16 protein-coding genes are annotated in these 20818 nt (G+C 65.2%); 6 read left to right on the top strand and 10 right to left on the bottom strand.

Going from position 1 to position 20818, the window contains the following annotated elements; all coding sequences use genetic code 11:
• Positions 1-90: 90 nt before the first annotated feature.
• Both AC56LV_RS06195 and AC56LV_RS06190 read right to left on the bottom strand, forming a co-directional pair.
• Positions 91-3240 carry a pectinesterase family protein gene (locus AC56LV_RS06195; RefSeq protein WP_499556508.1) on the bottom strand — a complete coding sequence of 1050 codons (3150 nt, stop codon included), beginning with the start codon at positions 3238-3240 and terminating at the stop codon, positions 91-93.
• Positions 3237-3980, bottom strand: a complete 744-nt coding sequence (locus tag AC56LV_RS06190) for a rhamnogalacturonan acetylesterase (RefSeq protein WP_499556507.1) — start codon at positions 3978-3980, stop codon at positions 3237-3239. Before AC56LV_RS06190 ends, AC56LV_RS06195 begins: the two co-directional genes overlap by 4 nt.
• 164 nt (positions 3981-4144) lie before the next feature.
• Between AC56LV_RS06190 and AC56LV_RS06185 the strand changes: the two genes are divergently transcribed.
• The 5 genes from AC56LV_RS06185 to AC56LV_RS06165 all read left to right on the top strand — a co-directional run bounded on the left by AC56LV_RS06185 (position 4145) and on the right by AC56LV_RS06165 (position 9843).
• On the top strand, positions 4145-4873 hold the full coding sequence (locus tag AC56LV_RS06185) for a FadR/GntR family transcriptional regulator (RefSeq protein ID WP_499556506.1): 729 nt from the start codon (positions 4145-4147) through the stop codon (positions 4871-4873).
• Between the two features lie 107 nt (positions 4874-4980).
• Complete coding sequence (gene kdgD / locus AC56LV_RS06180; RefSeq protein ID WP_482898907.1) at positions 4981-5892, top strand: 5-dehydro-4-deoxyglucarate dehydratase; 912 nt, start codon at positions 4981-4983, stop codon at positions 5890-5892.
• Between the two features lie 2 nt (positions 5893-5894).
• Positions 5895-7481 carry an aldehyde dehydrogenase (NADP(+)) gene (locus tag AC56LV_RS06175; protein ID WP_499556505.1) on the top strand — a complete coding sequence of 529 codons (1587 nt, stop codon included), beginning with the start codon at positions 5895-5897 and terminating at the stop codon, positions 7479-7481.
• 73 nt (positions 7482-7554) lie between these two features.
• Positions 7555-8943, top strand: coding sequence for an MFS transporter (locus tag AC56LV_RS06170; RefSeq protein WP_499556504.1), 1389 nt, complete (start codon positions 7555-7557; stop codon positions 8941-8943).
• A gap of 3 nt (positions 8944-8946) precedes the next feature.
• Positions 8947-9843, top strand: coding sequence for an SMP-30/gluconolactonase/LRE family protein (locus tag AC56LV_RS06165; RefSeq protein WP_499556503.1), 897 nt, complete (start codon positions 8947-8949; stop codon positions 9841-9843).
• A gap of 178 nt (positions 9844-10021) precedes the next feature.
• Here the strand turns inward: AC56LV_RS06165 and AC56LV_RS06160 are convergent, their stop codons facing one another.
• The 8 genes from AC56LV_RS06160 to AC56LV_RS06125 all read right to left on the bottom strand — a co-directional run bounded on the left by AC56LV_RS06160 (position 10022) and on the right by AC56LV_RS06125 (position 18358).
• A complete protein-coding gene (locus AC56LV_RS06160; RefSeq protein ID WP_183552715.1) occupies positions 10022-11200 on the bottom strand; it encodes an acyl-CoA dehydrogenase in 1179 nt (392 codons plus the stop codon).
• Positions 11201-11225: 25 nt separating this feature from the next.
• Complete coding sequence (locus AC56LV_RS06155; protein ID WP_499556787.1) at positions 11226-12854, bottom strand: electron transfer flavoprotein-ubiquinone oxidoreductase; 1629 nt, start codon at positions 12852-12854, stop codon at positions 11226-11228.
• Between the two features lie 32 nt (positions 12855-12886).
• Positions 12887-13606 (bottom strand): ABC transporter ATP-binding protein, encoded by a 720-nt coding sequence (locus AC56LV_RS06150; RefSeq protein WP_499556502.1) that lies wholly within the window; start codon positions 13604-13606, stop codon positions 12887-12889.
• Positions 13599-14318 carry an ABC transporter ATP-binding protein gene (locus AC56LV_RS06145; RefSeq protein ID WP_183552713.1) on the bottom strand — a complete coding sequence of 240 codons (720 nt, stop codon included), beginning with the start codon at positions 14316-14318 and terminating at the stop codon, positions 13599-13601. Before AC56LV_RS06145 ends, AC56LV_RS06150 begins: the two co-directional genes overlap by 8 nt.
• Positions 14305-15258: a branched-chain amino acid ABC transporter permease gene (locus tag AC56LV_RS06140; RefSeq protein WP_499556501.1), complete on the bottom strand. Its 954-nt coding sequence runs from the start codon at positions 15256-15258 to the stop codon at positions 14305-14307. Before AC56LV_RS06140 ends, AC56LV_RS06145 begins: the two co-directional genes overlap by 14 nt.
• Positions 15255-16127 (bottom strand): branched-chain amino acid ABC transporter permease, encoded by an 873-nt coding sequence (locus AC56LV_RS06135; protein ID WP_499556500.1) that lies wholly within the window; start codon positions 16125-16127, stop codon positions 15255-15257. The genes AC56LV_RS06140 and AC56LV_RS06135 overlap by 4 nt, the downstream gene beginning before the upstream one ends.
• A gap of 68 nt (positions 16128-16195) precedes the next feature.
• Positions 16196-17365, bottom strand: coding sequence for an ABC transporter substrate-binding protein (locus AC56LV_RS06130; protein WP_499556499.1), 1170 nt, complete (start codon positions 17363-17365; stop codon positions 16196-16198).
• A gap of 108 nt (positions 17366-17473) precedes the next feature.
• Entirely contained in the window at positions 17474-18358 is an 885-nt protein-coding gene (locus tag AC56LV_RS06125) for an IclR family transcriptional regulator (RefSeq protein ID WP_499454017.1), read from the bottom strand.
• A gap of 312 nt (positions 18359-18670) precedes the next feature.
• Between AC56LV_RS06125 and AC56LV_RS06120 the strand changes: the two genes are divergently transcribed.
• Positions 18671-20788, top strand: a complete 2118-nt coding sequence (locus tag AC56LV_RS06120) for a 3-hydroxyacyl-CoA dehydrogenase NAD-binding domain-containing protein (RefSeq protein ID WP_499556498.1) — start codon at positions 18671-18673, stop codon at positions 20786-20788.
• Positions 20789-20818 lie beyond the last annotated feature (30 nt).

The following is a 20818-nucleotide window of genomic DNA, read 5'->3' as shown; positions in this document are numbered from 1 at the left end:
GGCAGCTCTGCCAAAACTAGCGAATCTTAGTTTGGCCGGCCTGATGTGGCAAGGGCGCGCGGCAAATAGTTATCGTGGCAGCCAAGCCGCTCATGGCTGCGGGTCCCAGCCGCTCCCGGCAAAGACAGCGGCGCGGGTGCGGTAGCGCGCTGCCTGCGGGGCGTCCAGCACCGCGCCGCCGTAGTGGCGCGGCTGGCCGTCCGGCGCGCGGTTGCCGTATTCGCGCCAGCCGCCCTGCAGCGGATTGGGCGCCGGACGGCGCAGCCAGCCGTCGGCCGCGATGTGCGGGCCGATGGTGCACTCGATGAAGGCGACGTGGTCCCAGGTGTTCGCCGTGCCCGGCGAGCGCGCCAGGTAGGCGCTGCCATCCGGGGGCAGGTTGCCCGCCGGCCCGGGACCGCGGGTCAGGCGCGAGCGCAGGAAGACGAAGCCCGGCTCGTTCGCGCCGATGGTGCGCGCCTGGACGATGTAGCCGCCGCTGTCGGGATTCGCGCTGTCGCCGACCGTGCGGATTTCGCTGTCCTCAAACAGCGTGGCACGGTTGTTCCCCCAGATGAAGTCGACATTGCCCTCGACCAGCGATTTGTAGATCCACGCGTAGCCCTTCAGTTGCAGCGTGTCCTGTTCGCTCGAAAAATGCGCATTGCGCACCGACAGGCGCCCGTCCGGGCTGTTGAAGAACAGCGTCTCGGCCTGCGGCGAATGGCCATCGCTGCGTAGTGTGGTGTTGTGCAGGGCGATGTCGCGGAGTTCGAGCAGGTCGCTGTCCTGGGCCAGGAACAGCGCGCGCCCGCCTAGCAGTCCCGGCTCCTGCGGCGCCTGGCCGCTGCCGGAGCCGGGATTGAGCGTGTCGCTGTTGGTGGCGCGGACAATCGTCGCTTCGCGGCTGGCGCCGCGTAGCGTCAGCCGGTCCTTGTCGCGCAGGTACAGCAGTTCGGGATAGACGCCGTCGCGCACATTGACCGTCAACGGCAGGGCGCGGGGCAGGCTCATCGCGTAGTCGAGCGCGCCCTGTACGGTGCGGAAGTGGGCGCGGCCGGTGGCGGCCACCGTGATGCTGTCGCCTACCGGGCGGTGCGGCGTCGTGCGAAACGCCCAGCGCGCGCCGGCAAAGTCCGCGCCGCGCACCAGGCGTGCTTCGGCCGTCGCGACATACTCGGTGTCGTACTGGAGCGCTTGCGGCAACTTGGCGCGCAACTGGCCATCGACCAGCCGCAGCCGATGCTCGCGCACCAGACGCTGGCGCGGCGCCGGGCCGATCCTGCTTACCGTCTCGCCGGGCCGGATCACGCCGACCAGCGCGCCATCGCGCTTGCGCCAGATCCGGATGCTGCCTTCGCCGCTCAGTTGCGCGCCGGGCGCCAGCGCCAGACGGAGCAGCGTGTCGGGCGGTACGCCTCGCGCGCCGCGGGCCGGGTCGAGGCCAACGCTGGCCGGCGCGCCGGTCGGTTCAGCAAAGCGCGGGCCGACGGCCACGGCCAGATTCGCCTGCGCCCACGGGTCGCTCGCGCTGGTCAGTGCAACCGTGGTCTGGCCGGGCGCCAGCGGCGTGATCCGCAGCGCACCATCGACCACGGCAGCCGTCGCGATGCGCGCATCGGCCACCACGGCAACCAGGTCGGCCGCGCCGCCGATGCCGACCGTCTCGGCCGGATCGCCGGCCTGCAGCGCGATCCGGTTGTCGGCGGCCTGCGGGGTGACGCGCGCCGGCACCGTACCTTCCGGCCCGGTGCGCACGTCGAGCACCGTATGCGCCCCTGCTCCCCAGTCGAGCGGCAGGGTTGCCGGCAACGGCGTTTCCAGCGCACTCGTGACGCGCTCGCCATCGATCAGCGCAAACAGGACGCCGCCCTCAGATGTCAGGCCGACGGTGAGCGGCGTGCGGGATGCCACGAAGGCTGGCGCAAGACGGCGCCGCACCTGCTTGAGGCGCTCCACCTTGCCGCTGCGCGACGCCAGCAGTTCGACCTGCAGGGTTTTTCCTTCGTCGGCCAGTTGCACGCTCACGCCCTGCCAGTCATCATTCGCCTGACGCCGCGCGCGCAGCACGAATGGGACACCCGGCGCCAGCGACAGGCGCGCTTCGGCAATGCCGTCTGCGCCCTTGGCCGGCCGCGGGCCGGCGTTGGTGCGCACGTGTTCGGGCACCAGCTGCGCCGGCAGCGCCGTGTGGGCATAGGGCAGTGGTGGCATCGCAGGCCCGCCAAACGGACAGGCGCCAAGCGGCTGGCCATTGAGCAGCGAGCCGCTGTCGGCAAACACGCCATGGCTTGACCCCGGGTCGCGCACCAGGTCCGCGCAGCCCCGGGCACCTGTCACATCGAAGGCATTGGCGTCCGAGCGCACCAGTGCCTGGTGCCCCACGCCGATGCTGTAGCTGTGACGGTAGACGGCTCGCTTGCGCTCGCCCACATAATAGTTATTGAAAAGGTGCACCTGGCCGTAGCGTACGCGCGGCGCGCGCTCGGCGACGTGTTCGAACAGATTGCCCTTGAGCGTGATGCGCAGCCGGTCCGTATCGCCGGTGGCGCGGTCGCTGGCGCCGATCAGCATGTTCTTTTCGTGCCCCGCGAAATGGTTGTAGGTGACGCTGACCAGGTCCGCGCCCTGCGAGATATCCAGTGCCCCGTCGTGGCACTGCTTGATCTTGCCATTCTCGACTGGTGCCCGGTCGTCCGTGTCGGGTGCATCGGTGAAGCTGTTATGGTCGATCCAGACATGGCGCGCGGCCCGCACCGTGATGCCGTCGTAATCCGAATTCCAGTTGCCTTGCGGGCCGTCGTGCGGGTCCCATTCCGGCCGGATGTCGCATGGATTGCGGATCGCCAGGTGACGCACGATCACCTGTTCGACCCCGTCGATCGTCAAGCTGGCGTTGATAAAGCCGGCACCGGGCGTCACGCCCAGTAGCGTGGTATTGGAAGGAATGGTCACCGCGCTGCGCCGCGCCTGGTCGGCGCTGTCGGTGAACTGCCGGCCTTCGGTCATGTCGATGGTTGCCGCCACCCGTACGATACGCGAAGGCGCAGATGCCTTAAGCGCCGCGACCAGTTCGGCGCGGTTGCGCACCGTGTACACGTGGGCGGGCAGCGCCAGTGCGCCGCCGCGCGTGCCGCCTTCTTGCGCGGCCCAGCCGTCGGCCGGTGCGTGCTGGCGCTCGGCGCTTCCCGGTGTCACGGTCTGCGCGTGGACGGGCTGCAGCGCCAATGCGAGTGCGACCGCCGCCAGCGCGGCGATCATTGCGCGCCCCCGGCGCCGTCGGCAGTCATCAGATCGTCAGCCAGCTGCGGCACCTTGCGTACGATCTCGCGGGCCACGATGTCCGCAAAGCGCCGGGCGCCCAACGGTCCCACGTGCGTGCGGTCGAAGTTCTCGCCAACGCGCGCCAGTTTGTCGGCCTCGTCCGGTCCCATGGCCTGCACGGCGGCCAGCGACAGCGCGTTCAGTTCGATCAGCGGCGTGGTCGTGGCCGCGGCAATGTTGCGCACGGTGGCCGCCCATGGCGCCAGGTCATCCTGCACATAGCCTCCCTTGAAGCTGCGCCTCGTGAGTGGCGTGACCAGCACCGGTACCGCACCCAGTGCGCGCGCCTCAATGACGTAGCGCTGCATATTGGCGGGGAATTCGGTCACGTAGTCCGTCGAGCGACCGGGCTTGCCCGGCTGGTCGTTGTGGCCGAACTGGATCAGCACGAAGGTGCGCCGGTAGCCGCCAGCGCGCAGCAGGCCGGTCACCTCGTCCCAGCGGCCCTCGGCCCGGAAGCTGCCCGAACTGCGCCCGCCACGCGCCAGGTTCAGGCAGGCCGTCTCGGGCGTGAACCGTTCGCACAGCGCGTCGCCGTAGCCGGTGGTGCTGGCCATCGTGGAGTCGCCCACCAGGATCACGCGGTCGTGGACGGGTGGCGTGGCCGTGGCGGCGCCGCCCAGGAACCATAACGGCAGGCATAGCAGGGTCAGGGCAGAAGGGCGGATGTTGGCCACGGTGTCTCCATAATCTTATGATCATCCGATTCTAGGTTGGTCGGACCAATTTTGCAACGTGGCTATACCGCAAAAGTTGCCCAAGTCTTGTTGAGTTATAAGATGTCGTACAACTGAATCGTCGCGTATAATCTGGGCCATCCCATTCAACGCGATTTCCCATCATGACGCTCCCGCAACGCAAGCACCGCAGTCTGTCCCAGGGAGTGGTCGAGCAAATCAGCGACACGATCCGGCAGGGCGCGCTCAAGCCGGGTGATAAATTGCCCACGGAGTCGTCGTTGATGGCCCAGCACGGGGTGAGTCGCACCGTGGTACGTGAAGCGATCACCCATCTTCAGGCAGCTGGCCTTGTCCAGACCCGCCACGGCATCGGTACCTTTGTGATCGAGCGCGCGCAGGCGGGGCTGGGCCTGGAGTCCGAGAATATCGTGACGCTGCGCGATGTGCTGGCCGTGCTGGAGTTGCGCATCGGCGTCGAGACCGAGACGGCGGGCCTGGCGGCCAGCCGTCGCAGCCAGGAGCAGGCAGACGAGCTGGCCGCCGCGCTGCGCGAGATGCAGCAGGCGATGGCCGAGGGCAGGCCGGCGGTCGAGGCGGATAAACGCTTCCATCTGCTGATTGCGCAATCGACCGGCAACCGGTATTTCGTCGATATCCTGACCCGCCTGGGCAATGCCTTCATCCCGCGCGCACGGCTCAACACGCCCGTGCTCGACCAGGACAAGCCCGCCGGTTTCCTCGAGCGCGTCAGCCGCGAACACGACGATATCTACCGCGCCATCGAGCGACGCGACCCGGAAGCCGCGCGCGCGGCGATGCGTACCCATCTGTCCAACAGCCGCGAACGCCTGGTGGAGGCGCAGCGCCGCCTGGAAAGCACGATGAACTGAATTCCCGCATTTTCTGCTTGCGGATGACCGCAGTCAGTTGTACGATGACTTACAACCTGCTCGATGGCAGGTATTTCGTCCAACAACCAGATAGCGGAGACAGCACGATGCAACCAAACGAACTCAAGCAAGTCCTTTCCCACGGCTTGCTGTCGTTCCCGATCACCGATTTCGATGCGCAGGGTGATTTCGATCCGAAAGGCTATGCCGCGCGCCTGGAGTGGCTCGCCCCGTTCGGCGCCACTGCGCTGTTCGCTGCCGGCGGCACCGGTGAGTACTTCTCGCTGCACGGCGAAGAATACGGCCAGATCATCAAGACGGCGGTTGACACTTGCGCCGGCGTCGTGCCGATCCTGGCCGGTTGCGGCGGTCCGACCCGCACCGCCATCGCGCATGCGCAGGAAGCCGAGCGCCAGGGCGCCAAAGGCCTGCTGCTGCTGCCGCACTACCTGACCGAAGCCAGCCAGGACGGCCTGGTCGCCCACGTCGAAGCGGTGTGCCGCTCGGTGAAGATCGGCGTCGTGGTCTACAACCGCGCGAACTGCCGCCTGACCCCCGATTCGCTGGAAAAGCTGGCCGATCGCTGCCCGAACCTGATCGGCTTCAAGGACGGTAACGGCGACATCGAACTGATGGTCTCGATCTGGCGCCGCATGGGTGACCGTTTCAGCTACCTGGGCGGCCTGCCAACCGCCGAGATCTACGCCGGCGCCTACAAGGCGCTGGGCACCCCGGTGTATTCGTCGGCCGTGTTCAACTTCGTGCCGCAACTGGCGATGGACTTCTATCACGCCACCGTTGCTGACGATTTCGCCACTACCAACCGCCTGATCGACGATTTCTTCCTGCCGTACCTGGAGATCCGCAACCGCAAGGCCGGCTACGCCGTCAGCATCGTCAAGGCCGGCGCGCGCCTGGTGGGCCATGGTGCAGGCCCGGTGCGTCCGCCGCTGACCGACCTGACGGCCGAAGAAGACGCGATGCTGCTGGCCCTGCTCAAGAAGAATGGGGTGGTCTGATCATGGCGATTCTCGGTGAAATGATCATTGGCGCGCACAGCGTGCGCGGCGCCGGCACGGAAGTCTTCGGCTTCAACCCGGCCACGCGCGAAGACCTGCAGCCGGGTTTTGGCCAGGCCACGGGTGACGACGTCGAGCGCGCCTGTGAGCTGGCCAGCGAAGCGTTCGACCCGTACCGCGCGCTGCCGCTTGAGCAGCGCGCCGCGTTCCTCGAGATGGTGGCCGAAGAAATTCTGGCGATCGGTCCCGAGCTGATCGAGCGCGCGCAGCTCGAGACCGGCCTGCCGCAGGCACGCCTGGAAGGTGAGCGCATGCGCACCGTGACCCAGCTGCGCCTGTTTGCCAAGGTCGTGCGCGACGGGTACTTCATGGATGCGACCATCGACAGCGCCTTGCCTGAGCGCGCGCCGCCGCGGCCCGATCTGCGCCTGCGCAAGATCGGCCTCGGTCCGGTCGTCGTGTTCGGCGCCAGTAATTTCCCGCTCGCGTTCTCGGTCGCGGGCGGCGACACGGCGTCGGCCCTGGCCGCCGGTTGCCCGGTCGTGGTCAAGGCGCACGGCGCCCACCCTGGCACGTCGGAGCTGGTCGGGCGCGCCGTGCAGCGCGCGGTCAAGGCGAGCGGCCTGCCGGAAGGCGTGTTCTCGATGCTGTTCGGTGACGGCCGCACGGTTGGCCAGCAACTGGTCTCGCACCCAGCGATCAAGGCCGTGGGCTTTACCGGTTCGCGCCAGGGTGGCCTGGCGCTGCTGCGCAACGCCGCCGCGCGCCCCGAACCGATTCCCGTGTACGCCGAGATGAGCAGCGTAAATCCCGTGTTCCTGCTGCCGGCGGCAGTGCAGGCCGGTGGCGCCGCACTGGCGCAGGGCTTTGTCGATTCGCTGACGCTGGGCGTCGGCCAGTTCTGCACGAACCCGGGCCTGGTGTTTGCCCTGGCCGGCGCCGAGCTTGATGCCTTCGTCGCCGCGAGCGCGCAGGCGCTGGGCGCCAAGGGCGCCGGCACGATGCTCACCGCCGGCATCCACGACGCCTACACGAAGGGCGTGACCGCGTTCAACGCCGTCGACGGCCTGCAACTGGTTGCGCAAGGCACGACCGAAGGCAACGGCTGCGCTGCACAGGCTGCGCTGTACGTGTGCGACGCCGCCACGTATATGGGCAACCCGGCACTGGAAGATGAAGTGTTCGGTCCATGCGCGGTGCTGGTGCGCTTTACCGACGCCGCCCAGCTGTTGCAGGCAGCCGAGCACCTGCACGGTCAACTGACCGTCACGGTCCATGCACGCGAAGGTGACCTCGACCTGGCGGCCAGGCTGCTGCCGATCGTCGAGCGCAAGGCGGGCCGGGTGCTGTTCAACGGCTTCCCGACCGGCGTCGAAGTGGCGCATGCGATGGTGCACGGCGGCCCGTTCCCGGCCACCAGCGACAGCCGCACGACATCGGTTGGCGCCAGCGCGATCGACCGCTTCCTGCGGCCGGTCTGCTACCAGAACGTGCCGGGCAGCCTGCTGCCGGAGGCGCTGCGTGACGACAATCCGCTGGGCCTTGCGCGCCTGCAGGATGGCACGTTGCAAGTGGGCGGGGAGAAGTAACACACGACGCTTGAACGCAGTACCAGCCGGAGGAGACGCCGGCTGTCACCCAACTTGAAAAGAACTGATCACCATGAATCAGCAAGTCATCGACGTAACACCGGCGCAGTCGGTGGTGGGCAGGTATCGCTGGACGATCTGCGCGCTGCTGTTCTTCGCCACCACTATCAATTACCTGGACCGCCAGGTCCTGAGCCTGCTCGCACCGGTCCTCACCGAGCAGTTCAACTGGACCAATACCGACTACGCCAACATCACGGCGACCTTCCAGTTCGTCTATGCGATCTCGATGCTGTTCGCCGGCCGCGTGATCGACCGCATGGGCACCAAGCGCGCCTATGTACTGGCCATCGTCATCTGGTCGCTGGGCGCCATTGGCCATGCCTACGCGATCGGTATCGGCGAAGCGGTCAACACGGTCTTTACCAGCATTGGCCTGGCCGTCGTGCCGGTGTCGGTGGCCGGCTTCATGATCGGCCGCGCGGTACTGGCGATCGGTGAAGCCGGTAACTTCCCGGCCGCGATCAAGGCAACTGCCGAATACTTCCCGAAACGCGAGCGCTCGTTCGCCACCGGCATCTTCAATTCGGGCGCCAATGTCGGCGCGATCCTGGCGCCACTGACCGTGCCGCTGATCGCTGCGCACTGGGGCTGGCAGGCGGCGTTCATCGTCATCGGCGGCATCGGCTTCCTGTGGATGGGCCTGTGGATCTGGCTGTACGATGCGCCGGAACAGCAGCCGCGCCTGAAGGCGGCCGAACTGGCCTACATCAACAGCGACGCCGGTGTCACGGTGGCGCCCACCGGCACGCCAGTCAAAGGCTCGTGGTTCAAGCTGCTGGGCTACCGCCAGACCTGGGCCTTCGCCTTCGGCAAATTCATGACCGACGGCGTCTGGTGGTTCTTCCTGTTCTGGCTGCCAAAATACATGTCGGCGCAATACGGCATGTCGGCCACCGACATGATTATCCCGCTCGCGGTCCTGTACAGCATGACGATGGTGGGCAGTATCGGCGGCGGCTGGCTGCCGACCTGGTTCCTGAACCGGGGCGCCGACATCTATCATGGCCGCATGAAGGCCATGCTCGTCATCGCCCTGTGCCCGCTGGTCGTACTGCTGGCGCAACCACTTGGCTACCTGGGCTTCTGGGTCCCGGTGATCCTGATCGGCATCGGCGCCTCGGCGCACCAGGCCTGGTCGGCGAACCTATTCACCACCGTCTCGGACATGTTCCCGAAACACAGCGTCGGTTCGGTGGTCGGCATCGGCGGCATGGCCGGTGGCCTGGGCGGCGTGCTGCTCACCAAGCTCGGTGGCTGGCTGTTCGACCATTACGGCGCACTGGGCCAGCTGCAGACCGGGTATATGATCATGTTCTCGATCTGCGCCGTGGCCTACCTGGTGGCGTGGACGGTCATGAAAATGCTGGTGCCGCAGCACCGTGAAATCAAGGGGTTGTAATCGATGGTTGCTGACGTTGAACACATCGCGGGCGTGCACTGCGCCACGGGTGAAAGCCCGCTGTGGCACGCGGGGCAGGCTGCCTGGTACTGGGTCGACATCCCTGCGCGCCGCATCTGGCGCAGGGACCATGCCAGCGGTGCGCTGATGCACTGGACGGCGCCCGAGATGGTGGCCTGCATTGCGGCGAGCAGCGACGGTAGTTTGATCGCCGGGATGGAGACGGGTGTGTTCCGTCTTGCGCTGGAAGCCGAGGGCGCGCTGGATGCCTCCCGGCTGGCTGCGCCGGCGGCGGCCGAACTGGGCGAGGGCATGCGTTTCAACGACGGGCGCTGCGACCGCCAGGGCCGGTTCTGGAGCGGCACCATGTTCATGGACATGGGCGCTGCGCGCCCGGTCGGCGGGCTGTATCGCTACAGCGCCGCCGGGGGACTGCATGGGCCGGTGGTGCGCAATCTGCTGACGCAGAACGGCCTGGCCTGGTCGCCCGATGGCCGCACGATGTACCTGTCGGATTCGCATCCGCAGCGGCGCCTCGTGTGGGCCTACGATTACGATATCGATGCCGGGCTACCGCACAATGAACGTGTGTTTCTGGACCTGACCGGGCAACCGGGCCGGCCGGACGGTGCGGCGGTCGATGCCGACGGTTGTTACTGGAGCTGTGCCAACGATGGCGGCGTGGTGCAGCGCTTCACGCCGCAAGGCAAGCTCGATCGGGAAGTCGTGCTTCCGATGGCCAAGCCGTCGATGTGCGCGTTTGGTGGGCCTGATCTTGATTTGCTGCTCGTGACCTCGATCGATCCGGCGGGGGCGGGCAATGCTGGCGGTGATGCTGGGTCAGTTGTCATCCTGCGGCCGGGTGTAACGGGCATCGCAGAGACGCCGTTCGCCGTTTGAACGGCCGGATGCGACCAGCATCGTGGAGCTGATGCTGCCAGGTCAGCCGCCGTAGGGTGGACGGCTATGCCGTCCACGCGTTCAAATTCATCTGATGATCGTTGAACGCGTGGACGGGGAACCCGTCCACCCTACGATGACGCAGACCAGGCGCACAGGGACGTGATGATCGCGGCGATCAGAACGCCGCAATGCCGGTCTGCGCGCGGCCAAGAATCAGCGCATGGATGTCATGCGTGCCCTCATAGGTATTGACTACCTCCAGATTGACCATGTGGCGGATGATGCCAAACTCATCCGAAATGCCATTCCCACCCAGCATATCGCGCGCCACGCGGGCGATGTCGAGCGACTTGCCGCACGAGTTGCGTTTCATGATCGATGTGATTTCCGGCGCTGCCGTGCCTTCATCCTTCATGCGGCCCAGGCGCAGGCAGCCCTGCAGGCCGAGCGTGATCTCGGTCTGCATGTCGGCCAGCTTCTTTTGCACCAGCTGGTTTGCCGCGAGCGGCTTGCCGAACTGCTGGCGGTCCATCGTGTACTGACGCGCCGTGTGCCAGCAATCTTCCGCCGCGCCCAGCGCGCCCCAGGCGATGCCGTAACGGGCCGAGTTCAGGCAGGTGAACGGGCCTTTCAGGCCGCGCACGTCCGGGAACGCGTTTTCTTCCGGGCAGAACACATTGTCCATGACGATTTCGCCGGTGACCGACGCGCGCAGGCCGAACTTGCCGTGGATCGCCGGGGCCGACAAACCCTTCCAGCCTTTTTCCAGCACGAAGCCGCGGATCGCGCCTTCGTCGTCCTTGGCCCACACGACGAACACGTCGGCCACGGGCGAATTGGTGATCCACATCTTGGCGCCGGACAGGCTGTAGCCGCCTTCGACCTTGCGCGCGCGCGAAATCATCGAGCCGGGATCCGAGCCATGGTTTGGCTCGGTCAAGCCGAAGCAGCCGATCCATTCGCCGGTGGCCAGCTTCGGCAGGTATTTCTGCTTGGTCGCTTCGTTCCCGAATTCGAAGATCGGCACCATGACCAGCGAAGACTGCACGCTCATCATCGAGCGGTAGCCCGAATCGACGCGCTCGACTTCACGCGCGATCAGGCCGTAGGCGACGTAGTTCAGCGCCGGACCACCGTATTGTTCGGGAATGGTCGGACCGAGCAGGCCCAGTTCGCCCATCTCGCGGAAGATGGAGACATCCATCGACTCGTTACGGAATGCTTCGAGTACGCGCGGACGCAGCTTGTCCTGGCAATAGGCAGCGCTGGCGTCGCGCACCATGCGCTCTTCGTCCGTCAGCTGGCCGTTGATCAGCAGCGGGTCATCCCAGTGGAAAGCGGCTTTGGTTGTCATGTTGGTCTCTTTTATAAAATGGTCGTTACATATTCGGATAGTTCGGGCCGCCGCCGCTTTCGGGCGTCACCCAGACGATGTTCTGGGTCGGGTCCTTGATGTCGCAGGTCTTGCAGTGCACGCAGTTCTGGGCATTGATCTGCAGGCGGTCGCCACCGTCTTCGCGCTTGACGTACTCGTACACCCCGGCCGGACAGTAACGCTGCTCAGGCCCGGCGTACTTGGCCAGGTTGACGTCGACCGGCACGCTCGGATTTTTGAGCGTCAGGTGGATCGGCTCGTCTTCGCGGTGATTGGTGTTCGAGATGAACACCGACGACAGCTTGTCGAAGGTCAGCTTGCCATCCGGCTTTGGATAGACGATCGGCTTGAAGTGCGCCGCCGGCTTCAGGCATTCGTGGTCGGCGTGCTTGTGGTGGAGCGTCCAGGGCGCCTTGCCGCGGAACACAATCTGGTCGATGCCCGTCATGATCGTGCCCAGCACCAGGCCCTTGCTCATCCACGGCTTGAAGTTGCGTGCCACGTGCAGCTCTTCATGCAGCCACGATTTTTCGAACGCAGCAGGGAAGCTGATGAGCTCGTCGCTCGTGCGGCCTTCGCCCAGCGCGGCAAACGCCGCCTCGGCTGCCAGCATGCCGGTCTTGATCGCAGTGTGGCTGCCCTTGATGCGGCTGGTGTTCAAAAAACCTGCATCGCAGCCGATCAGCGCGCCGCCCGGGAATACGGTCTTGGGCAAGGATTGCAGGCCGCCGGCGGTAATGGAGCGTGCGCCGTACGAGATGCGCTTGCCGCCTTCGAAGAAGCCGCGAATCGCCGGGTGCGTTTTATAGCGCTGGAATTCTTCGTATGGCGACAGATACGGATTCTGGTACGACAGGCCGACGACATAGCCGACCGCGACCTGGTTGTTTTCCAGGTGGTACAGGAACGAGCCACCATACGTGTCGTTCGGCAGTGGCCAGCCGGCCGTGTGGATCACCAGGCCCGGCTGGTGCTTGGCCGGATCGATTTCCCACAACTCCTTGATGCCGATGCCGTAGGTCTGCGGGTCCTTGCCTTTGTTCAGCTCATACTTGGCCATCAGCTGGCGGCCCAGGTGGCCGCGCGACCCTTCGGCGAAGAACGTGTACTTCGCATGCAGCTCCATGCCGAGCTGGAATTCCGGCCCCGGCTCGCCATCGCGTTTCATCCCCATATTGCCGGTGGCGACGCCCTTGACCGAGCCGTCTTCGTTGTACAGGATCTCAGCGGCCGGGAAGCCGGGGAAGATTTCCACGCCCAGCGCTTCGGCTTGCTGGCCCAGCCAGCGCACCACATTGGCCAGCGAGATCACGTAGTTGCCATGATTGGCCAGTGCTGGCGGGATGGCAAACGCCGGCGTGGCGTACGACTTAGTTTCGCTCAGGAACAAGACGCGGTCTTCGGTCACGGCGGTATTGAGCGGCGCGCCTTTTTCTTTCCAGTCGGGGATCAGTTCGTTGATCGCGCGCGGATCCATTACCGCGCCGGACAGGATGTGCGCGCCCAGCTCGCCGCCTTTTTCCAGCACGCAGACCGTGACTTCCTGGCCTTTATCAAAGGCCAGCTGTTTCAGGCGGATCGCCGCCGAGAGCCCGGCCGGGCCGCCGCCGACCACGACGACGTCGTATTCCATCGCTTCGCGCGGGCCGTATTGTTCAGTCAGATTCATGCCGTGGCCCCCGTGTCGCGTGCAAAATACAACCCGTGCAGATGCTCAAGGCTCACTTCGCTCGCCGCCTGCGACAGCACCACCTTACCGCTCTGCATCAGGTAGACGTGGTCAGCCACGCCCACCGCGCGGTGGGTGTTCTGCTCGACCAGGATCATCGTGCGGCCGTCCTCCTTGAGACGCTTCAGGATCGCAAACAGCTCATTGACCATCACAGGCGCCAGGCCCAGCGATGGCTCATCGATGATCAGGACCTTCGGGTCGCTCATCAGGCCGCGCGCCATGGCCAGCATCTGCGCCTCGCCGCCCGACAGCGAACCGGCCATCTGGCTGCGACGCTCGCGCAGGCGCGGGAACATCTCGAACGAGCGCTCGAGATTGCGCGCGGCGTGGGCGCGGTGCTGCGGCGCAAACGCGCCCATCATTAGGTTTTCTTCGACCGTCATGTCGCGAAACACCATGCGGCCTTCGGGAATCATCGCCATCGAAACCTTGTGCATGTCCCAGGTCGGCGTGCCGTTGAGCGGCTTGCCGTCGAGCGTGATCGTGCCTTGCGACACGGGGATCAAGCCCATCATGGCGCGCAGCAGCGTGGTCTTGCCGGCGCCGTTCTGGCCGATGATCGTGGTCAGCTTGCCCGGTGCGATGCTGAGCGACAAATCCCACAGCACATTGATCGCGCCATAACCGGCGCGCACGTTCTGGATCTCAAGCATGGTCGACCTCGCCTCCGGTATAGCTCTTGATGACGGCCGGGTTGTTGAAGACCTCAGCCGGTGTGCCTTCGGCGATCATGCCGCCGAAGTTCAGCACCGCCACCCGCTGGCAGAGATTGCTGATGGTTTCAATGTCGTGCTCGATGATCAGGATGCCGACCGAGAATTTGGCGTGCAGGTCCTTGAGCATGTTCATGAAGTTGCGCTTGCCGCTCGTTTCCAGACCGGCCAGCACTTCGTCGAGAAGCAGCAGTTTCGGATTGGTCGAGAGCGCCTTGGCCACTTCGAGCGCCTTCAGTTCGGTCAGCGCCAGGCCGCTCGATGCGTCACGCCCGGCCTTGGCGGCCAGGTTGGTGAAGTCCAGGATCTCGTCGATGCGGCGCTTGTCGACCGAGCCGGTGCCAAAGCGCTGCGCCACCTCCAGGTTCTGGCGCACGGTCAGCTCGTGCATTGGCTGCGGGATCTGGAAGGTACGCCCGATGCCCATGCGCGCACGCTGGTACATCGGCGCCTTGAGCACGTCGGCGCCATTGAACAGGATGCGGCCCGTGGTCGGGCGCACCAGCCCCGAAATCGCATTGAACAGCGTGGTCTTGCCGGCGCCGTTAGCGCCGACCAGGCCTACCAGGTCCCCCGTGCCGACCGCCAGCGTGACATCGTTGACCGCCGTGAGGCCGCCGAAGCGGACGGTGACGTTTTCAAGTTGCAGCATGTTTTTTCCTTAGCGCCCTGCGGATCATGCCCAGCAGGCCATCCGGGCTGGCAATGATCATCACGACCAGCACCACGCCGAGAACCAACTGGTGTCCGGTGGGCATGAAGTTCTTGATGAATAACTGGTCGACCAGATACACCACGACGGCGCCGATCAGGGGACCCGTAATGGTACGGTAGCCGCCGAAGATCGCCGCGACGATCGGGATCGTCACCCATACCGCACTGAAGGCGTAGTCCGGTTCGAGGAAGTTGATGTAGTGCGCATTGAAGGCGCCCACGGCGCCGGACATGAAGGCCGACACCAGCAGCATCAGGCCCTTGAGCAGCGTGTTGTTCACGCCCACCACGCGCGTGGCATCCTCGCTGTCGTGCATGGCGCGCAGCGCCAGGCCGTGCGGGCTGCGGCGGATGACGTCATAGGCCCAGGCAAACAGCAATACCATCGTCAGGATCACGAGGTAATTGCCGGTGTGGCTGCCGAAATTGTAGTCGAACACGGTCGGCAGGGCCGGGATCCTGGCAATGCCGCCAGCGCCGTTCGTGACTGACGTCCATTCGGTAGCAACGATGCGGAAGATGTGCGCGTACGCCAGGATTGCGAGCGCAAAGTAGGGACCGCGCAGGCGCAGCACCGGCAGCATCAGGACCGCCGACAGCACCGCACCGACGCCGCCAAGCACCAGGCCGAAGAAGACCGGCACGTTGTACTGCATCGTCAGCACGGCCGACGTATAGGCGCCCACGCCAAAGAACGCCGCATGGCCGAAGCTGACCATGCCGCCCAGGTTGCCCAGCAGCGCCCACGACAGCGCAACGCCGCCGATGATCAGCGAGGCGATGACCAGGCTCATCACATAGCTGTTGCCGCCCAGCGCGAATGGCACCACGAGGTACGTCGCCACCAGCGTGGCGATCAGGAGTTTGTTGAGTTTCATCCGCGCCTCCGTGCCACACCAAACAGGCCATTGGGCATCACGAACAGCACCAGCAGGAACAGGCCCATGCCGGCCAGCTCTTGCAGCGCCGAACTGGCCAGCGTGATCGTCAGCGATTCGGCCACCCCCAGCAGGATTGCGCCGATCAGCACGCCGGGGATCGAGCCAAGGCCCGCCAGCACGGTGATGATGAAGGCTTTCACGGTCAGGACGCTGCCATAGCCCGGGGTCACAACGCCGTAGCTGAACAGGGCGACACCGGCGAAGGCGGCCAGGATGCCGGCGACGATGAACGACACCAGCTCCGTGCGGCCAGGGTTAATCCCCATCAGCTTGGCCGCGTCGCGGTTGCTCGATACGGCGCGTACGGCGCGGCCATACCAGCTGCGCGACAGCCACCACCACAGCGCCACGATCAGCACGAGGCTCACGCCGAAGAACAGCACTTCGCTGCGCATGCTGTAGAGCTTGCCGACGATGAAGGCTTCCTGCATCCAGGTCGAGCTCGTGGTGCGCACGTCGGCGCTCCAGATCATCAGGACCAGGTTGGTGAGGATCACGCCGACGCCGAAGGTCAGCGTCAGTGAATTGATTTCGCGGTGCACCGTCACCCGGCTGACCAGGAAATACAGCAGGCTCGAGGTGATGGTCACGATGATCACGGCGGCGGGAATCGCGGCCAGCGGATTCCAGCCGAGTTGCGATTCGACCGTGTAGGCGATGTACGCCGCCAGCAATACCAGTTCACCGTGCGCCAGGTTGATCACGTTCATGGCGCCAAACACGAGCGCCAGTCCCAGTGCAATCAGGGCGTAGGAGCCGCCCTGCAATAACCCGGAATACACGGCTTGTAGAATCAAGTCCGTCATTTCTGCATCCAATCGATTAATCACGCGGGCAGGGGGATCCTGCCCGTCTCGCTCATGCGCTCACAGCATTACCAGGGCAGGCCCGGATACACCGGCTTGGCGGTGGCCGATTCTTTCGGCCACACCAGTTCAACCTTCTTGCCCTGATGCTGGCCCATGCGCTGCGTGAAGTTCGGGTTGTCGCCCCTGGCATCGAACTGCACCCGGCCGATCAGGGTCTGGCGATCGGTCTTGCGCATTTCTTCGATCACGCCGCCTTTTTTCAGCGTGCCCTTGTCGGCCGCGCGCGCGATCGCTTCGAACAGCAGCATCGACTGGACGTAGCCGAACTGGCCCAGGTAATCCGGGTCCTTGTTCAGCAGCGCCTTGTAGCCATCGGCAAAGCGCTTGCCTTCTTCGGTCGAGAACTGCACCGGGAATGGCAGCACGGCGGTGCCGTACACGTTTGGCATCAGGTCCGGGAAATCGGCCGCCATCTTCGGCGTTGCCAGCGACCACACGCCGGCCACGCCCTTGATGCTAGGCTTGAGCACCCGCGCCGCGCGCAGGATGCCGACGTAGTCGTTTTCGTAGCCGACCATGACGACGAATTCGGAACGGTCGCGCAGTTTCACCTTGTTGATGATCGGCTTGAAGTCGGTGATCAGCGGGTCGAACGCGTGCGTGACGACTTTGACGCCCTTGGCTTTCAGCGTTTTCTCGACGTCCGCGGCCAGGCCGTGGGTCGCATCCTTGGTCGAATAGATGATCGACACCGACTTGACACTCAGGTCGGTGAGCAGGCCGACGAGGGCTTTCTGGTAACCCTGCGTGTTATTGATGCGGAAGAAATTCTTGCGCCCGGCATTGACCAGGCCATCGTCGACACCGCCCGATGTTACGTAGGCCAGCCCCAGTTTGCCGGCGGCGTCCGACGCGGGCGAGATATTGTTGGACGCGTAGCCGCCCGTGATGGCGACCACGTTCTGGCTGGCCAGTTTTTCCACTGCCGCCACGGCCTTGGCCGGCGCCGACTCGTCGTCGACGGTAATCAGTTTGATGGTGTGCTTGCCGTTGGTCTTGTTGAAGACCTCGGCCGCAACGCGGATGCCTTCCTGGGTGCCCAGGCCGACGCGGGCCAGTGGTCCGGTCAGCGGAATCTGCACGCCGACCAGAAACTCGTCGGCACTGGCCAGGTTGATGCTGCCGACGGTACCAAGCGCCAGGATGGCGAGGACGATCTTGTTTGCCTTCATCATGTCTCCGTTATTTTTTAGTGAATCGATGGATAGTAAAAAACGACGGCAAGCCGGGGGCCTCACCGCGCACAGCGGCGTCGCTCCTTGATTGCCGGTACCAGGGCACCGCTAGCCGATATGCCGGCCCATGCTGATTTCCACGTTGCGCACCAGTTGTACCAGGCGCGGACCGAGGTCCTCGACCAGTTTTTCGTAGGGCAGCAAAAAGGCCGGGCCGCCGCAGTTGAATGCCATCGTCCGGGCGATGTCCTGGTCAAGCAGCGGCACGCCCACTGCGCTGATGTTCGCGTCCCACAGGCCGGACGACAGGACGAAGCCGCGGTCCTGGTAATCCTTGAACCCCTGTTCGATATCGGTTTTGATCTTGGGCCAGTTGGTGTCGGCCGTCAGGCGGATATGGTCCATCAAAAAATCGCGATCGGTTTGCGGCAGCCCGCACAGATACGCCTTGCCCATGGCGGTGGTGGCCAGCGGGATGCGCGAACCGGCATCGCGCCGCAGCGTGACCGCAGCGCTGCCGCGGCAGGCCTCGACATACACCATGTGCAGCCGGTCGCGAATGCCGATCGCCACGCTGCACTGGGCGTATTCGGCCAGCTCCTGCATCGCCGGCCGGGCCAGTTTGCGTACGTCGAGGTTGGCGAGCAGTGTGTAGCCGAGCGCCAGCACCGGGGCGCCGAGCTGGTAACGGCCCTGGTCGGCCGAATACGTGAGGTAGCCGAGTTTGGTCAGCGTGTAGGTCAGGCGTGAAATCGTCGGCTTGGGCATGCCGGTGCGCTTGGCCATCTCGCTATTGGTGAGGTATGCCTCGCCAGGACGGAAGCAGCGCAGGATTTCCAGGCCACGCGCCAGGGCCGTGACGAACTGGCGGTCCTTGCTGTTGTCTTCATCGGGTGCGTCGTCCTGCGGCGCTTGTGGTAACCCTTCCGGTAGCGCTTGCGCGGTGGCAGGTGTCGCCAGCAAAGGGTCTTCCAGTGACTGGATCGAGTCCATTCTTGTCTCCTATGCCCTGCATCTCCGGCTGGGCTTGAGTCGGATATTCACATACCGAAAACGAGGGTGTCAACAGTTTTTGTGAAATGTTCGTTCGCAGAGCGAAACACCTAGTATGGGTAATTACGCTAAATCGATGCATTTCGCACAGCGAATCACCAGATCCTCCGGTTTTTCCCGCAAAAGCGGCACCGCGAAGTCGTTTACATTTTCGCGAAAAATCGGTTATCGTTGATCGCAACAAGAAATGCAAAACACGGTTTCGCATAGCGAACCGATGTAGCATCCGACACAAAATCAAGGAGACAGCTCATGCACACCGGCGCAACTGGCCCGGTCGCTCGTGCCATGCACGGCGACATTCTCGTCGTCACCATCGACAATCCTCCCGTCAATGCACTTGGCGTCGACGTCCGGCGCGGCCTGGCCGCGGCGGTCGACGCAGCCGGGGCCGACGCTGCGGTCAAGGCCGTGCTGATCGTCGGCAGCGGCAAGACCTTCATCGGCGGCGCCGATATCCGCGAGTTCGGCAAGCCGCCAATGACGCCGTTCCTGCCCGACGTTTGCAACGGTATCGAAGCCTGCAGCAAGCCAGTGATCGCCGTCATCCACGGCGCTGCGCTCGGTGGCGGACTCGAGATCGCGCTGGCGGCCCATTACCGCCTGGCGCTGCCAGCAGCAAAACTGGGCTTGCCCGAAGTGGCGCTTGGTCTGCTGCCGGGCGCCGGCGGCACCCAGCGCACGCCGCGCCTGATCGGCGCCGCCGCAGCGCTCGACCTGATGCTGAGCGGCCGCCACGTGGGCGCGGCCGAAGCGGCAAAACTGGGCCTGGTCGACCGGGTGGTGGATGGCGCCGATCCGCTCACAGCAGGTCTGGCGTATGCGCAGGAGCTGGTCCAGGGCGGGGCGCCGGTGCGGCGCACCCGTGACGCCACGCAGCTCGCCGACACGGCAGCCCAGCGCGCCGCGATCGACAGCGCACGCGCCGAGACGGCCAAAAAATCACGCGGTCTGTTCTCGCCCCTGAAAATCGTCGACGCAGTGCAGGGCGCGCTCGAGCTGCCGTTTGAGGAAGGCCAGGCGCTCGAGCGCAAGCTGTTCCTCGAATGCCTCGACAGTCCGCAGCGCGCCGGCCTGGTACATGCGTTCTTCGCTGAACGTGAAACGGCCAGGGCGCCGGAGACGCGCAGTGCCAAGCCACGTCCGATCGAGCGCATCGGCGTCGTCGGCGGCGGCACCATGGGCGCCGGCATCGCCGTTGCCGTCCTCGATGCCGGCTTGCCGGTCACGATGATCGAGCGCGACGACGAGGCGCTGGCGCGTGGCCGCAAGCATGTCGAGAAGGTATATGACGGCCTGATCGCCAAGGGCCGCATCACGCCGGACGCGAAAGACGCCACCATGGCGCGCTTCAATGGCAGTACGTCGTACGACGCGCTGGCCCAGGCCGATCTGGTGATCGAAGCGGTGTTCGAGGACATGGCCGTGAAACACGCCGTGTTTGCCGAACTCGATCGCGTCTGCAAACCCGGCGCGGTGCTGGCCACCAATACGTCGTACCTCGACATCGACGAGATCGCGGCGGCCATCTCGCGCCCGCAGGATGTCGTCGGCCTGCATTTCTTCTCGCCGGCGAACATCATGAAGCTGCTCGAGATCGTCGTGCCGGCCAAGGTGTCCGACGACGTGGTCGCCACCGCCTTCGACCTGGCAAAGAAGCTGCGCAAAGTGCCGGTGCGCGCCGGCGTGTGCGACGGTTTCATCGGCAACCGCATCCTCGCCGTCTACGGCCAGGCCGCGCACGCAATGATGGAAGACGGCGCCTCGCCCTACCAGATCGACAAGGCGCTGCGTGACTTCGGCTACCCGATGGGCCCATTCCAGGTGTCCGACCTGGCCGGTGGCGACATCGGCTGGGCCACCCGCAAGCGGCGCGCCCCCACGCGTGACCCCCGCGCGCGCTACGTGCAGATTGCCGACCGCCTGTGCGAACGGGGCTGGTTCGGCCAGAAAACGGGGCGCGGCTACTATCTGTATCCGGACGGCGCCCGCGTCGGCACGCCGGACCCGGAAGTCGAGGCCATCATCGATGCGGAACGGGCACGCGCAGAGAAATCACCGCGCAGCTTCAGCGACGACGAGATCGTGCGCCGTTACCTGGCTGCGATGATCAACGAGGGCGCCAATGTCGTGCACCAGAAGATCGCCCTGCGGCCACTCGATGTGGACGTGACGTTCGTGCACGGCTACGGCTTCCCGCGCTACCGCGGTGGCCCGATGCACTATGCCGACACGGTCGGCCTGCCGACGATCCTGGCTGACATCCGCGAGTTTGCCAGGGAAGATCCGCTGTTCTGGCAGCCGTCGCCGCTGCTGGTCGAGCTGGTCGACAAAGGCGCCAGTTTCGCCAGCCTGAATCAATCTGCATAGACCCCATCGTCATCAATTTGTCAGGAGACT

It is taken from the genome of Telluria sp. RB2R28 (assembly GCF_059685835.1).
The sequence above is the reverse complement of the archived record's forward strand: the minus strand, read 5'-3'. Positions and strand labels throughout refer to the sequence as shown.